Here is a 13,824-nt window from a genome sequence, read left to right as displayed (position 1 = left end):
ATATAAACGGGTTCACCGTTAGGCTTTTACTAAATTTCTTCCTCACAGAGTGTCTTAAGGCGGTATTTATGGATAGAGAACTCCTCGCACGAAAGCTGTATATGGAAAGAGTGAGTGCATTGATGGGAGACCATCAAATTGACGAAATCATTTTGGAAGACATGTGGGAGAACCGAGCGTCACCCGCCGAGGCGGCAAAAGCAATGACCCAAACGGAGAATGGGTACGAAGGACCAGCTTGGTTATCTCGTTACCTCAATCGCAAATAGAACACACCTAACTGGCGCGGGTTGCACTTGGATTCGCGCCAGCTCATCAAACCTGACATAATGCCCCGCAACGAACACTTACCTCCACTTTTTGATGATTGCAAAAACCTTCTCTTCACAAGGCGCATTAGGTAAAGCCATTGCCGGTTTTCAAGCTCGACAAGCGCAAATTGACATGGCTGAAGCGGTCGCTAAGGCGATTTCCCAACAATCGCAATTAGTGGTTGAAGCAGGGACTGGTACAGGCAAAACCTTTGCGTATCTGGTGCCTGCGCTGCTCAGTGGTAAAAAAGTCATTATCAGTACGGGTTCTAAAAACCTACAAGAGCAGCTTTTTCATCGTGATTTACCCTTGATGATTGATGCGCTCGGTTTCTATGGCAATGTTGCGCTATTAAAAGGCCGAGCAAACTATCTGTGCCTTGATAGGCTAAGCCGCCAAATGGTGGAAAGCCACACCAACCAATCTGATCCACAGCTATTGACTCAATTAGTGAAAGTGCGTCGTTGGTCATCGGAAACCAAAAGTGGTGATTTAGGTGAATGTGAAGAGTTGCCTGAAGACAGTGCGGTCATTCCAACCATCACCTCAACCAACGACAATTGCCTTGGCAAAGAGTGCCCAAGTTACGTCGACTGTTTTGTCTCTAAAGCGCGCAAAAAGGCGATGGATGCCGACGTTGTCGTGGTCAACCATCACCTTTTTCTAGCCGATCTGGCGATCAAAGAAACCGGGTTTGGTGAGTTGATCCCCGAAGCCGAGGTCTTTATCTTCGACGAAGCGCATCAGTTACCGGATATCGCCAGCCAATATTTTGGTCAATCAGTCTCCAGTCGCCAAGTCCAAGAGCTGGCGAAAGATATTGAAATCGGCTATCGCACTGAAGCAAAAGATATGCGCCAATTGCAGAAAGTGGGCGATAAACTGGTACAGTCAGCGATGGATTTACGCATTGTGTTGGGTGAACCCAGTTTTCGAGGCAACTGGCGTGAGGCGTTAGCTTCACCATCGATTTCGCGAGAATTAGCGCGTTTGCGAGACAGCTTAGATTTTGCTATCGATGTGTTAAAACTCGCGTTAGGTCGCAGCCAGTTATTGGATACCGCATTTGAGCGCGCCAACTTAATCAAAGGACGAATTGATCGAGTGTGTGATGTCTCTATTACTGGTTATTCCTATTGGTATGACACCACGCCGCGTCATTTTAGTTTACACATCACCCCACTTTCGGTGGCCGATAAATTTCACGAACAGGTGCAACAAAAGCAGGGCGCATGGATTTTCACCTCCGCTACTTTGGCCGTAAACGACGATTTTAGCCATTTCACTCAGCGTTTAGGACTAAAGCCCCAAGCTCAGTTTTCATTGCCAAGCCCGTTTGACTATCAGCAGCAGGCGCGGCTGTGTGTACCACGCTATTTACCTGAACCCAATAGCCCAGGCCTTGCCGATAAATTGGTGCGTATTTTGTCGCCAGTGATTGAGCAAAACCAAGGCCGCTGCTTCTTTTTGTGTACTTCCCACAGCATGATGCGCGAGTTAGGTGAACGTTTTCGAGAAGTGTTAACCGTGCCAGTGCTGATGCAAGGGGAGACGAGTAAACAAAAAACGTTGGCCGAATTTATGGAATTAGGTAATGCCTTATTGGTCGCGACAGGGGCATTTTGGGAAGGGATAGATGTTAGAGGTGACGCATTAAGCTGTGTTATTATCGACAAACTTCCATTTACCGCACCGGATGATCCGCTGCTGAAAGCGCGAATTGAAGATTGCCGAATGCGCGGTGGAGATCCATTTGCGCAAGTACAACTACCCGATGCCGTCATCACCTTGAAACAAGGGGTCGGGCGTTTGATCCGCGATAAACATGACAAAGGTGTACTGATCATTTGTGATAACCGTTTAGTCACCCGTGACTACGGTGGGCTATTTCTTGCCAGTTTACCGCCCATTCCACGTACGCGGGATTTGGACAAAGTAAAAGATTTCTTAAGTCAAATTTCAGTCACGACACCCGTAACTATTAACAACAATTAGAGACAGTAATGAGCGCAAAGATCCTTGCCTTAGACACAGCAACAGAGAACTGTTCTGTTGCTTTAATGATGAACGGCAAACTGTACGTTCGCAGTGAAGTTGCCCCTCGAGATCACACCAAGAAAATTCTACCCATGGTGGATTCCGTCCTCAAAGAAGCGGGCATCACCTTACAGGAACTAGACGCGCTAGCCTTTGGCCGTGGTCCGGGCAGTTTTACCGGAGTACGGATTGGCATTGGAATTGCACAAGGTTTAGCATTCGGCGCTGATTTACCTATGATAGGTATTTCGACCCTGGCAGCGATGGCGCAAGGCAGCTATCGTTTACAGGGTTACCAGCAGGTGGCGTGTGCAATTGACGCTAGAATGAGTGAGATTTACTGGGGTCGTTATACACGTCAAGAAGATGGCTCTTGGCAAGAGATAGATGCAGAGTGCGTCATTGCTCCTAATACTCTTGCTGAGCAAATCAAAGCTGACAGCATCACTTGGGGCTGCGCTGGAACGGGTTGGGCGGCTTATAAAGAAGAGTTAGATACGTTGCCTATCTCGTGTCAAATGGGGGAAGTATTGTACCCAGATGCACAGGATATGGTGTTTCTTGCTCAGTACGAGTTTGCCAAAGGAAACACGCTAACGGTGGAAGAGTCGAGCCCTGTTTACCTGCGTGATAACGTGGCTTGGAAGAAGTTACCGGGCCGAGAATAATCAGTGAAAGGCAAGGCGTTGCATTCGTCTTGCTCTAATTGAATAGGAACAGTATGGTTTCAATTAACGGTTTACCTCCTGCGATAGTGCCCGGTAGCAATAGGGCTAATCGCGCAAATAAGAACAATGGGGTAAAGAAAGGCGATGCCAAAACCGGAGTAGGCCAACCTACTAAGGTGGCGAATGCTGTTTCTCATTCAATTCGTCATGTTGATCCATCAGAGATTCATCGGGCTAATCTGGAATACGATCTTCCTGAAGGTCGATCAAGAAAGGCGATGGAAGAGTACATGGACGTGATGAACCAAGCAAAAAAAGAGGAACTTGCTCAACTGCTTGGAGTCGATATCTACATCTAATCCAACAAGGTCATTATGATGCGATCTTTTTCCACTTCTAAAACGCTACTATTGTTATCGTCCACATTGCTGCTTGGTGCGTGCTCAAGCTTACCGGATGATCTTCGTGCCAGTAGTGAGGCCGTGATCACCGATTACGCCACTTGGGTCAATACGCCAACCAATGAGCAAGATGAAGTCCGGCTGGGCGGCGTCATCGCCAGTGTGACTAATTTGGCGGATAAAACACGGATTGAAATAGTCAATTTGCCGATTAGCTCATCAGGCCGACCGGATATCGACCGCGAACCGCAAGGGCGTTTTGTTGGCTATGTTGACGGGTTTGTTGACCCAGTGGCTTATGCGAAAGATCGTTTGGTGACGCTAGTGGGAACCAGCCTTGCTCCAGAAAAAGCCAAAGTAGGTGAGTTTGAATACACTTTCCCAACCATGGCCGTAAAAGGGCTACATTTGTGGCGAGTTGAAGAAAGAGTGGTCGTGAATGATCTCGGTACTTATATGTACCCTTGCCACAGCTTATATTGTCGTCAAATGTACATTGGTGCTCGTGAAGGGCGCGTGGTACAAGAAGTGAAATAGCGATGCAACAAAAACAGTACTCTCTTGCGCAAGGAATGATTGCGACTCAAGAGGTGGGAAACGCACAAACGGCCGACTTATCGGTCGTTTTTTTGCATGGTTGGTTAGATAATTCATCCAGTTTTCTTACCGTTATCAAAGCGTTAAGTCACCCTAATCCACAGTTACACCTTTGCGCAATCGATTTACCGGGACATGGCCTTTCAAGCCATAAAGCCGACGGTCATTTTTACCCATTTCATGACTATATTGATGATATTTACTCATTTTTGCTCAACTTATCACCAAACAGGTTAGTGATCGTAGGGCATTCCCTTGGTGCTTTAATCGCAAGTTGCTATAGTGCCGCCTTTCCTGAGCAAGTCGCAGGATTAGTTCAAATCGAAGGAATGGCTCCATTGGCTGAATCGCCACTAGAGAGTGTGGCCAGGCTGCGCAATGGCGTACTCAGCCGCCAGCGGATCCGGCGTAAGCCTCGTCGTAGGTTACCGAATTTAGAATACGCTGTTGCTCGCCGAGCCGAAGTCAACCAGTTAGAAGCAGCCTTGATCCAACCCATCGTTATTCGAGGGGTTGAGCGGCGTAATGACGAGTGGTATTGGCGTCATGACCCACAGTTAAACAGCGATTCCTTGTATCGCATGTCGTATGAGCATGCTCAGCACATAATGGCGCACATCCAATGCCCACAACGTGTGATTCTCGGTACACACGGTTTTTCTGAGTTACGAGCCGCTCGAGGCTATTTCGCCGATGATCGGCAAGAGATGTTCACTATTTCTGGTGGTCATCATTGCCATCTTGAGCAACCTTCGCAAGTCGCCGAACTAATTTTTGGCTTAGTTAACAAAATTTAAACAAGTGTTTGAGTGTTTCGTGCTCAAGCGCTTTGGCTGTGCTGTAATAGCGCACATAAAAATATCGCCGTAGAGCAGCCGCCAATAACGAGGAGTATTACCGTGGAGAAACCTTGGCTTTCACGCTATCCAACTGATGTACCTGAATTCATCAACCCTGATCAGTACCTCTCTTTGGTCGAAATGTTTGAGCAATCGGTTCATAAATATGCCGATCAACCAGCCTTTATGAATATGGGTTCGGTCATGACTTTTCGTAAACTGGAAGAGCGCAGCCGAGCATTTGCCGCCTATTTGCAAAATGAGCTGAAGCTGAAAAAAGGTGATCGTGTCGCCTTAATGATGCCTAACCTATTGCAGTATCCGGTCGCGTTATTTGGCGTATTACGAGCTGGGTTGATTGCGGTGAATGTTAACCCGTTGTACACCCCGCGAGAGCTTGAACATCAACTGAATGACGCCGATGCAAAGGCGATCGTCATCGTCTCGAATTTTGCCAATACCTTAGAGCAAATTGTTGAAAATACCTCGGTAAAACATGTGGTATTGACCAGCCTTGGACAGATGTTACCTAGAGCAAAAGGGACGTTGGTTGATTTCGTTGTGAAATATGTGAAAGGGATGGTGCCAAAATATGACTTACCAGGTGCCATTTCCATGCGTAAGGCGTTGCACAAAGGTCGCCGTTTACAGTATGTGAAGCCTTTTATGTCTGGCGACGACATTGCATTTTTGCAATATACCGGTGGTACAACCGGTGTGGCAAAAGGGGCAATTCTGACCCACCGCAACATGATTGCGAATGTGCTCCAAGCAAAAGGGGCATATGGCCCAGTATTGGCCGAAGGCCGCGAACTGGTTGTGACGGCATTACCGCTTTATCACGTATTTGCACTGACTGTAAACTGTTTACTGTTCGTCGAAATGGGTGGGCGTAACCTATTGATTACTAATCCACGCGATATTCCAGGCTTTGTCAAAGAGTTGCAAAAGTACCCATTTACTGCCATTACGGGGGTGAATACGCTGTTTAATGCGTTGGTCAACAACGAAGATTTCCATGAACTTGATTTCAAAAATCTTAAGCTTTCTGTTGGTGGTGGCATGGCGGTACAGCGCGCGGTGGCCGATCAGTGGAAAAAAGTGACGGGTATCCACCTGCTTGAAGGTTACGGTTTGACTGAATGTGCACCACTGGTGACAGGTAATCCTTATGATTTAAGTGATTATTCGGGAGCAATTGGTTTACCCGTACCTTCAACCGAAGTGCGTATCGTTGATGATGAAGGCAAAGTGTTGGCTTATGATCAAGTCGGTGAGTTGCAAGTGCGTGGCCCACAAGTGATGCAAGGTTATTGGCAAAGACCGGAAGCGACGAAAGAAGTGATTGATGCCGATGGTTGGCTCTCTACAGGCGATATCGTCAAGTTTGATGAGCAAGGAATGGTCTATATTGTCGATCGCAAAAAAGACATGATTTTAGTCTCTGGATTCAACGTCTATCCTAATGAGATTGAAGATGTGGTTGCACTGCATGGCAAAGTATTAGAAGTGGCCGCTATCGGCCAGCCTCATGAAGTGTCTGGTGAAATCGTCAAGATTTATGTGGTTAAGCGTGATCCGAGCTTAACCAAAGATGAAATCATTGCCCATTGCCGTAAACATTTGACTGGCTATAAAGTGCCTAAGTTGATTGAGTTTAGGGAAGATTTACCAAAAAGTAATGTGGGTAAAATTTTACGCCGCGTACTTCGTGAAGAAAATGATGCGGCAATTGAACAAACAAAACGTGCCTAAGCATCAAGTCAGTATGAAAAAATAGTGCTAGAATGCCGACTCAAACCGTCGGCATTTTTATGTCCCCTCTAGTAGGGTTGCCCAAAGTGAGCCATTAGTGAACTACCAAATAATTACCCAGCCTAACGACCTACAACGTGTATGCCTTGCCGCGCGAGATGCCGATGTGGTGATGCTCGATACCGAGTTTGTCCGAGTGCGTACCTTTTACCCACAGCTCGGATTGATCCAGCTTTATGATGGTGAAAACCTCTCTTTAATCGACCCACTTGCCTTTGATGACATGGCCCCTTTTGTCGAGCTACTGCAAGACACCTCCGTGCTCAAAGTGCTGCATGCGTGTGGTGAAGATCTCGAAGTGTTTCATAATGCATTTGGCTGCACACCGTTTCCAATGGTCGATACTCAAGTAATGGCGGCCTTTCTCGGCCATGGACTGTCTACCGGATTTGCCGCATTGGTCAATGAATTCTTAGGGATTGAAATTGATAAAAGTGAATCGCGTACTGATTGGTTAGCAAGGCCTTTATCGCAAAAGCAGTTGGATTACGCTGCCGCCGATGTGTTTTATTTGCTGCCGATTTACGAGAAATTACTCGATAAAGTGACGCAGGCGGGCTGGTGGCAAGCGGCGCAGCAAGAATCTGAACTATTGAGCGTCAAACGCATTAAACAGACTAATCCCGATTTGGCCTATTTGGATATCAAAGGGGCATGGCAACTAACACCGCAAGAATTAGCGATTCTCAAACCCTTAGCTACTTGGCGCTACGAAGAGGCGGTACGCCGTGATTTGGCGCTCAATTTTGTGGTCAAAGAGACAGATTTGCTGACTATCGCTCGTTTGGGATTGACGAGTGCAAGCCGTATGATTGATGAAGGGGCCGATCCGAGATCGATTCAACGTCACAGTACCAAAATCATTGCATTGGTGAAAGCGGGCCAGCAGACTCCGGCTGATCAATACCCACCTAAAATCGACCCTTTGATGGACTATCCCGGCTATAAACAGTTGTTTAAACGGTTGAAAGATGAAGTTAAATCAGTGTCTCAAACCACGGGTTTAGCGACTGAATTTTTAGCCTCTAAAAAACAGCTCAACCAGCTATTGAGTTGGGTGTGGAAGAAAGAGAGAGATCCCGCGCAATTGCCGGATGTGATGCAGAGCTGGCGCTTACCTATTCTCGGTGAACGGCTCAACAAATTGGTTGAGTAAAATTGGTTAGTAAAGAGAAAGAGCCTGCAATTTTGCAGGCTCTTTTATCATAAGGATTACTTTTCTTCGTCTGGCAGTTTCACGTTCAATTCCAGCACAGAGATATCATCATCTTTGTGCTCAAAAGAGACTTCAACCATCGAAGGGTCAACCGCGACGTATTTGGCGATCACCTTGAGAATGTCTTCTTTCAATTGAGGCAAATAGGTCGGTGCAGGGTCATTTTCACTACGACGTTCGGCGACGATAATTTGCAAACGCTCTTTGGCAAGGCTTGCTGAGGTCGTTTTCTTTTGTGGTCGGAAAAACTCAAGTAGAGACATAATATTAACCCCCGAAAAGTCGTTTAAAGATGCCCTTTTTCTGCTCCGTTAGAAAACGAAACTCGACTTCTTGCCCTAATAAGCGCTCGACAGCGTCAGCATAAGCTTGGCCTGCGTCTGATTGATCGTCAAAAATAACCGGAACACCTTTGTTGGAGGCATTAAGCACCGCTTGGCTTTCTGGGATCACGCCAAGTAAAGAGATATGTAAAATCTCTTCAACATCTTCCACGCTCAACATTTCACCTTGTGTCACGCGAGTAGGGTTATAACGGGTCAATAAAAGGTGCTGTTTAACAGGCTCTAACCCTTGCTCTGAGCGCATTGATTTGGAATCCAAAATCCCTAAAATGCGGTCCGAGTCGCGCACGGAAGAGACTTCAGGGTTCGTCGTTACAATCGCTTCATCAGCAAAGTACAAAGCCATCAACGCGCCTTGCTCAATACCTGCTGGTGAGTCGCAAATGACGAAATCAAAGCCCATCGTATCGAGTTCATCCAAAACGCGCTTTACGCCCTCTTTGGTGAGCGCATCTTTATCACGGGTTTGTGAGGCAGGCAGAATAAACAGGTTTTCGGTGCGTTTATCTTTGATCATCGCTTGGTTAAGTGTCGCCTCACCGTTGATGACGTTGACAAAGTCGTACACCACGCGGCGCTCACAACCCATGATTAAGTCAAGGTTACGCAGACCGATATCAAAATCGATGACCGCTGTCTTTTTACCTTTTAAAGCCAAGCCAGAAGCAATTGCTGCGCTTGAGGTTGTTTTACCAACGCCGCCTTTTCCTGACGTTACAACAATAATGCGTGCCATTATGTTTTCCTTGTTAATTTTAAATCGTGAGCGTTTCAAAATGCAGTGAATCATCAACCATGCTGAGCATCACTTTCTTCTGCCAAAACTCACTTTCAATTTGATCGCTAAGCCAATAATTTCCAGCAATGGAGACCAGCTCTGCTTGTAAATCGTGACAAATAATTTTTGCTTCCGTTTGGCCGCTGGCACCGGCAATGGCCCTTCCGCGCAGTGAACCATGAATGTGAATTGAACCATCGGCGATCACTTCGGCCCCTGCGCTGACGTGATTGAGGATCACTAAATCGCTATCTTTGGCATACACTTGCTGGCCAGAGCGAATGGGCGTGCGAATCACCTTGGTTGGCGCGATTTGAGCGGGAGCTTGAGAAGGCGACTTGCTTGCTGCCATCACGGCAAAGCCAGCTTCTGAGGCTAAGTTTTGGCTGCGTTTATCACGGCAACCTGTCACACCGACCGGGATCATTCCCGCTTCAGTGATGCCTTGTTTAAGTATCGCAAAATCAATATCGCCAATCACTTTAGCAATATTGATCACCACAGGTGCAGAGGCAAAAAAAGCAGGAGCTTGGGCGACTTTTTCCTTGAGAAACTCAACGGTATTGGCAACTTCACTGTCGCAAAGGTGTAACACTGACAAAGTAAAACTGCTACCTTTTAGGTCAGGAGTATTCGACATCTTATATTGACCTCAATAACTAATGGCTTCACTAGAAAGGGCGTTGCCTGAAACTAGGGTTGTCATGTTATATTCCCTGACTTAGCTCAGCAAGTTATCTTGCGGTCAAATGTTTGTTTTAATCTCAAATTTGGTAAAAGTTTAACGTTTCTAACTTAATTGGCTCGAAAAGCCAGTTTATTACAATAAAAGGTTTGTCATGCTTTGCTCTATCTACAAAAGCTCTAAAAAAGAAGGTACCTATCTCTATATCCCCAAAAAGGATGACTTTTCACAGGTTCCTGACACATTAATGGCGATGTTCGGTAAACCTACTTTAGTCATGGTAGTGAAACTGGAAGGGCGTACACTTGCCCAAGTGAACATTGAAAAAGTAAAAGATTCTCTAGAAAATGAGGGCTTTTTCCTACAGTTACCGCCACCGCCACAAAATTTATTAGAACAATATAAGCAGCAAAAGGCTCAGCAAAAAGATAGCTAAGTTTTCAGCTCAAGGAGGACGATTTGAGAAAGTTATTGTCAGTCGTATTGGGATTAAGCCTCTCCACGCCATTGATGGCGAATGAGGTTAGTTTTGAACACTATGTGGAAGGCTTGAAGCAGCAAGCACGAAATGAAGGCATTTCAGAGCAAATTTTAATCGATGCGTTTAAAAATGTGGAGTACAAGCCACGTGCTGTGACGGCCGATCGCAATCAACCAGAAAAGAAACTGACGCTGGATGAATATATCCCACGCGCGGTTCCAGAATGGAAAGTGAACCAAGCAAAGGCGCTGTATGAAAAGCACTATGCAGAGCTTAGCCGCATTGGCGAGCAATATGGTGTACAGCCGCGCTTTATCGTGGCTTTGTGGGGCGTAGAAAGTAATTTTGGTGCGTTGACCGGTGGTTTTAGTGTTATTGATGCGCTGACGACTATGGCTTATGACGGTCGTCGAGAAGAATTTTTCCGCAAGGAGACGATGGCCGCGTTGCAAATTCTACAGCAAGGTCATATCCAAGCTGATGAGATGAAAGGTTCATGGGCTGGCGCGATGGGACAATGCCAGTTTATGCCGAGTTCGTTTTTGGCGTTCGCTTCCGATGGTAATGGCGATGGCAAAAAAGACATTTGGCGCTCAAAGGAAGATGTATTCGCGTCGACGGCCAATTATCTCAGCCAATCAGGATGGGATGATAAATACACTTGGGGCCGTCAAGTTAAAGTTCCGCATGGGTTTGACCGCACTCTAGAAGGGCGACAGCCCGAAAAAGGGAAATCACTGAGAGAGTGGAACAAGCTCGGTATTACCCGTTACGAAGGTAAACCACTGCCTAATTTAGACAACGTTCAAGCTTGGCTTATCATGCCAGATGATGAAAATGGCCGCGTTTACTTGGTATACAACAACTATAATGTGTTGATGAAGTGGAACCGTTCATATTATTTCGCCCTCGCGGTGAGCCATTTGGCGGATAGAATTACCTATTGATTTGAACCTTAATTGAACGCAAAGGGCTCATCATGAGCCCTTTGCTATTTCTGGAGAGTGTGTGCTAGTTGAACGTGCAGGGCAAATGGTGATATTTGCTGCGTTAATCAAACATCAAGGCTTTACCGCTGCGGCCAAAAGCTTAGGCGTATCAGTATCGCATGTTAGTAAGCAGTTGGCCTTACTGGAAGCCTCGCTCGGGGTGAAGCTCGTTCAGCGAACCACTCGCAGCTTCACCACAACCGAGGCTGGAGAGGCTTTTTATCGCCATTGTATTGCGGTCGTTGGGTTGATGGATGCTGCGCAGTCTGAAATGGAAAGCCAGCGTGATGAGGTGTCTGGGCTAATTAAGCTTGGTCTTTCACAGTCGTTTGGTTCTTTGCACATTTTGCCAGCACTGGAGGCGCTTCGTCAGCGTTATCCAAAACTGCAAGTGGAAGTGCATTTGTTCGATTATCGAGTCGATATGCTCGAAGAAGGGCTTGATTTGTGGGTGACCAACAACGAACATTTGCCGGAAGGGTACGTGGCGCAACGTCTCGCCGATTGCCAATTTGTGCTGGCGGCATCACCGGAATACTTATTAAACCATTCACCCCCTCAGACACCCGGTGATCTGTTAGGTCACAACTGTCTTATCTACCGTAGTTGGGAGCGAGATTACACCAGTTGGTCGTTTGCTAATCCAGAGCAAAAGATCAACATCAATGTGTCGGGTAACTATTCGGTGGATTTAGCCGAAGCGGTCCGTGACGCCGCCGTGGCAGGGTGGGGTGTTGCTTACTTGGCGACTTATTTAATTCGAGATGAATTTCGAACTGGTAAACTGATCCAGTTGTTGCCAGATTGGCACGCAAATCAAAGTATGCCTTTTTATGCGGTTTACCCGAGCCGACAACATATGCCGAAGAAAACCTCAGCCGTGATTGAATTTATCAAGGCTTTAATCGGTACACCTTGCTACTGGGATACTCAGTTAGAGCCTTACATCCGTTTGACAAAAGTGTAATGAGTACGAATTATTATTTCCAAACTCAGAAACATCTTTTCCATATGGAAAATATAAGCCTAGGCAATCGTTTAGCTTGTTACAAATCAACAGCTTGAAACAAGAGGCTTAAGGCTGCTATTTTTAAGCACACCTCTGTAACATTTGCGACTTGCGCATTCGTTTTCGCACGATAGAATGCGCGCCTTTCCTATCCCCGTTATCTGGATTGACAGCAAATGAACTCATTACTTGGCGTCGTCGCCATCTTATTTACGGCTTGGCTACTTTCTACCAATAGAAAAAACATCCAACTTAGAACCGTGTCGCTCGCTTTTTTATTGCAAGTAGGCTTTGCACTATTGGTTCTGTATGTCCCTATGGGGAAAGAAGTGCTCAACAGTGTCACGGGTGCGGTATCGAATTTGATCAATTATGGGCAAGAGGGAATTGGCTTTCTCTTTGGCGGTTTAGCCAATGGTAGCGTTGGTTTTGTGTTTGCGATTAATGTGCTTGGCATCATCATTTTCTTCTCCGCTTTGATCTCCGGTTTGTACCACATTGGTTTGATGCCTAAAGTAATTAATTTGATTGGCGGTGGTTTGCAAAAATTATTGGGTACGGGGCGTGCAGAGTCACTGTCAGCCACGGCGAACATTTTTGTCGGCATGATTGAAGCGCCGTTAGTCGTTAAGCCCTATTTAAAGCACATGAGTGATTCGCAATTTTTTGCGGTGATGACGTGTGGCTTAGCCTCGGTTGCGGGCGGAACGTTAGTTGGCTATGCCTCACTGGGCGTTAACCTTAACTATCTTATTGCGGCGGCATTTATGTCAGCTCCAGCCGGTTTGTTGATGGCGAAAATTTTGGTGCCGGAAACCGAAGCGCAAAGTCAGCAGGTGGCCAACGAAGAGGTTGAGATACCAAAAGCAACCAATGTGGTTGAAGCCGTGGCTGATGGGGCAATGTCTGGGCTTCGTATCGCGGTTGCGGTTGGGGCAACGTTACTGGCCTTTATCAGTGTGATTGCGCTACTCAACGGCCTATTGGGCTGGGTGGGCGGTCTGTTTGGCTTAACCCTTAGTTTTGAATTGATTTTAGGCTACCTATTTGCTCCAGTTGCGTGGCTGGTGGGCATTCCATGGAGCGAAGCGATGACGGCAGGCTCACTGATTGGTAATAAAATTGTCGTGAACGAGTTTGTCGCTTTTATCCAATTGATGGACGTAAAAGATTCGCTCAGTGAACATTCTCAAGCGATTGTAACTTTTGCTCTGTGCGGCTTTGCCAATATTTCGACCATGGCAGTATTGATCGGTGGTTTGGGCAGTTTGGTGCCAGAGCGTCGCAGCTTCATCTCTCAATATGGTTTTCGAGCGATCAGCGCTGGCGTGCTGGCTAACTTGATGAGTGCTGCGCTTGCTGGGGTTATTTTGTCGCTATAAACGTAGCGTTTCTATTGGTTACGAAAACCCACCATACATTTTGTATCTTCGATGCCGGCTAACAGAGCCGGCATTTTTATCCATCCACCTCACCAAAATAATATTGACCATATCAATTTCTCAACGACGTGTGATTAGGTGAGTTCGTGAAGTCCGCCGAAAAAGATTTGCAAGCGGTGTTGATGTTAAAATCATGCCGTGATTTTGAGCTGAGATAATTAAAATTATCAGTTATTTAGAGTGCAATTCTCGTCCTCTAGCTTATTAGTTA

Annotated in this window: 15 protein-coding genes; 12 read left to right on the top strand and 3 right to left on the bottom strand. The window is 46.4% G+C overall.

Annotated features, from left to right (window positions below):
- Nucleotides 1–68 precede the first annotated feature (68 nt).
- The 8 genes from B9J84_RS14885 to rnd all read left to right on the top strand — a co-directional run bounded on the left by B9J84_RS14885 (nt 69) and on the right by rnd (nt 7,825).
- Nucleotides 69–269 carry a hypothetical protein gene (locus B9J84_RS14885; protein WP_013857222.1) on the top strand — a complete coding sequence of 67 codons (201 nt, stop codon included), beginning with the start codon at nt 69–71 and terminating at the stop codon, nt 267–269.
- Between the two features lie 94 nt (nt 270–363).
- Nucleotides 364–2,307, top strand: coding sequence for an ATP-dependent DNA helicase (locus tag B9J84_RS14880; RefSeq protein WP_038170106.1), 1,944 nt, complete (start codon nt 364–366; stop codon nt 2,305–2,307).
- A gap of 8 nt (nt 2,308–2,315) precedes the next feature.
- Nucleotides 2,316–3,017, top strand: coding sequence for a tRNA (adenosine(37)-N6)-threonylcarbamoyltransferase complex dimerization subunit type 1 TsaB (gene tsaB / locus B9J84_RS14875; protein ID WP_017047797.1), 702 nt, complete (start codon nt 2,316–2,318; stop codon nt 3,015–3,017).
- Nucleotides 3,018–3,070: 53 nt separating this feature from the next.
- Nucleotides 3,071–3,376, top strand: coding sequence for a hypothetical protein (locus B9J84_RS14870; RefSeq protein WP_026028052.1), 306 nt, complete (start codon nt 3,071–3,073; stop codon nt 3,374–3,376).
- A 15-nt stretch (nt 3,377–3,391) separates the two neighbouring features.
- A complete protein-coding gene (locus B9J84_RS14865; protein ID WP_029626776.1) occupies nt 3,392–3,955 on the top strand; it encodes a Slp family lipoprotein in 564 nt (187 codons plus the stop codon).
- A 2-nt stretch (nt 3,956–3,957) separates the two neighbouring features.
- The gene (locus B9J84_RS14860) at nt 3,958–4,812 is read left to right on the top strand and encodes an alpha/beta fold hydrolase (protein ID WP_094124458.1); all 855 of its coding nucleotides are present in this window, start codon (nt 3,958–3,960) and stop codon (nt 4,810–4,812) included.
- Between the two features lie 102 nt (nt 4,813–4,914).
- Nucleotides 4,915–6,609, top strand: coding sequence for a long-chain-fatty-acid--CoA ligase FadD (fadD, locus tag B9J84_RS14855; protein ID WP_026028639.1), 1,695 nt, complete (start codon nt 4,915–4,917; stop codon nt 6,607–6,609).
- Nucleotides 6,610–6,706: 97 nt separating this feature from the next.
- The gene (gene rnd, locus B9J84_RS14850) at nt 6,707–7,825 is read left to right on the top strand and encodes a ribonuclease D (protein WP_094124457.1); all 1,119 of its coding nucleotides are present in this window, start codon (nt 6,707–6,709) and stop codon (nt 7,823–7,825) included.
- Nucleotides 7,826–7,881: 56 nt separating this feature from the next.
- On the opposite strand, the gene minE is transcribed toward rnd, so the two are convergent.
- Genes minE through minC form a run of 3 tightly spaced genes read right to left on the bottom strand, consistent with a single transcriptional unit; the run spans nt 7,882 to nt 9,647 of the window.
- Nucleotides 7,882–8,148, bottom strand: a complete 267-nt coding sequence (gene minE / locus B9J84_RS14845; protein ID WP_010317176.1) for a cell division topological specificity factor MinE — start codon at nt 8,146–8,148, stop codon at nt 7,882–7,884.
- A 4-nt stretch (nt 8,149–8,152) separates the two neighbouring features.
- Nucleotides 8,153–8,965 carry a septum site-determining protein MinD gene (minD, locus tag B9J84_RS14840; protein ID WP_013857214.1) on the bottom strand — a complete coding sequence of 271 codons (813 nt, stop codon included), beginning with the start codon at nt 8,963–8,965 and terminating at the stop codon, nt 8,153–8,155.
- Nucleotides 8,966–8,984: 19 nt separating this feature from the next.
- Nucleotides 8,985–9,647 carry a septum site-determining protein MinC gene (gene minC / locus B9J84_RS14835; RefSeq protein WP_013857213.1) on the bottom strand — a complete coding sequence of 221 codons (663 nt, stop codon included), beginning with the start codon at nt 9,645–9,647 and terminating at the stop codon, nt 8,985–8,987.
- Nucleotides 9,648–9,846: 199 nt separating this feature from the next.
- Between minC and B9J84_RS14830 the strand changes: the two genes are divergently transcribed.
- From B9J84_RS14830 to B9J84_RS14815, 4 genes are all read left to right on the top strand, one after another.
- A complete protein-coding gene (locus B9J84_RS14830; RefSeq protein WP_019282017.1) occupies nt 9,847–10,128 on the top strand; it encodes a YcgL domain-containing protein in 282 nt (93 codons plus the stop codon).
- Between the two features lie 23 nt (nt 10,129–10,151).
- Nucleotides 10,152–11,120: a lytic transglycosylase domain-containing protein gene (locus B9J84_RS14825; protein ID WP_013857211.1), complete on the top strand. Its 969-nt coding sequence runs from the start codon at nt 10,152–10,154 to the stop codon at nt 11,118–11,120.
- A 61-nt stretch (nt 11,121–11,181) separates the two neighbouring features.
- The gene (locus B9J84_RS14820) at nt 11,182–12,129 is read left to right on the top strand and encodes a LysR family transcriptional regulator (RefSeq protein WP_094124456.1); all 948 of its coding nucleotides are present in this window, start codon (nt 11,182–11,184) and stop codon (nt 12,127–12,129) included.
- 218 nt (nt 12,130–12,347) lie between these two features.
- Nucleotides 12,348–13,553 carry a NupC/NupG family nucleoside CNT transporter gene (locus B9J84_RS14815; protein WP_013857209.1) on the top strand — a complete coding sequence of 402 codons (1,206 nt, stop codon included), beginning with the start codon at nt 12,348–12,350 and terminating at the stop codon, nt 13,551–13,553.
- Nucleotides 13,554–13,824: the final 271 nt, after the last annotated feature.

Source organism: Vibrio sp. V03_P4A6T147 (assembly GCF_002241085.1).
Taxonomy (GTDB): Bacteria; Pseudomonadota; Gammaproteobacteria; order Enterobacterales; family Vibrionaceae; genus Vibrio; species Vibrio anguillarum.
Note: the sequence above shows the minus strand (reverse complement) of the source record. Positions and strands in the feature narration are given on the sequence as shown.

Coding starts and splice junctions, on each gene's coding strand:
- B9J84_RS14885 (WP_013857222.1), top strand. CDS start 69: ATGGATAGAGAACTCCTCGCACGAAAGCTGTATATGGAAAGAGTGAGT.
- B9J84_RS14880 (WP_038170106.1), top strand. CDS start 364: ATGATTGCAAAAACCTTCTCTTCACAAGGCGCATTAGGTAAAGCCATT.
- tsaB (WP_017047797.1), top strand. CDS start 2,316: ATGAGCGCAAAGATCCTTGCCTTAGACACAGCAACAGAGAACTGTTCT.
- B9J84_RS14870 (WP_026028052.1), top strand. CDS start 3,071: ATGGTTTCAATTAACGGTTTACCTCCTGCGATAGTGCCCGGTAGCAAT.
- B9J84_RS14865 (WP_029626776.1), top strand. CDS start 3,392: ATGATGCGATCTTTTTCCACTTCTAAAACGCTACTATTGTTATCGTCC.
- B9J84_RS14860 (WP_094124458.1), top strand. CDS start 3,958: ATGCAACAAAAACAGTACTCTCTTGCGCAAGGAATGATTGCGACTCAA.
- minE (WP_010317176.1), bottom strand. CDS start 8,148: ATGTCTCTACTTGAGTTTTTCCGACCACAAAAGAAAACGACCTCAGCA.
- minD (WP_013857214.1), bottom strand. CDS start 8,965: ATGGCACGCATTATTGTTGTAACGTCAGGAAAAGGCGGCGTTGGTAAA.
- minC (WP_013857213.1), bottom strand. CDS start 9,647: ATGTCGAATACTCCTGACCTAAAAGGTAGCAGTTTTACTTTGTCAGTG.
- B9J84_RS14830 (WP_019282017.1), top strand. CDS start 9,847: ATGCTTTGCTCTATCTACAAAAGCTCTAAAAAAGAAGGTACCTATCTC.
- B9J84_RS14815 (WP_013857209.1), top strand. CDS start 12,348: ATGAACTCATTACTTGGCGTCGTCGCCATCTTATTTACGGCTTGGCTA.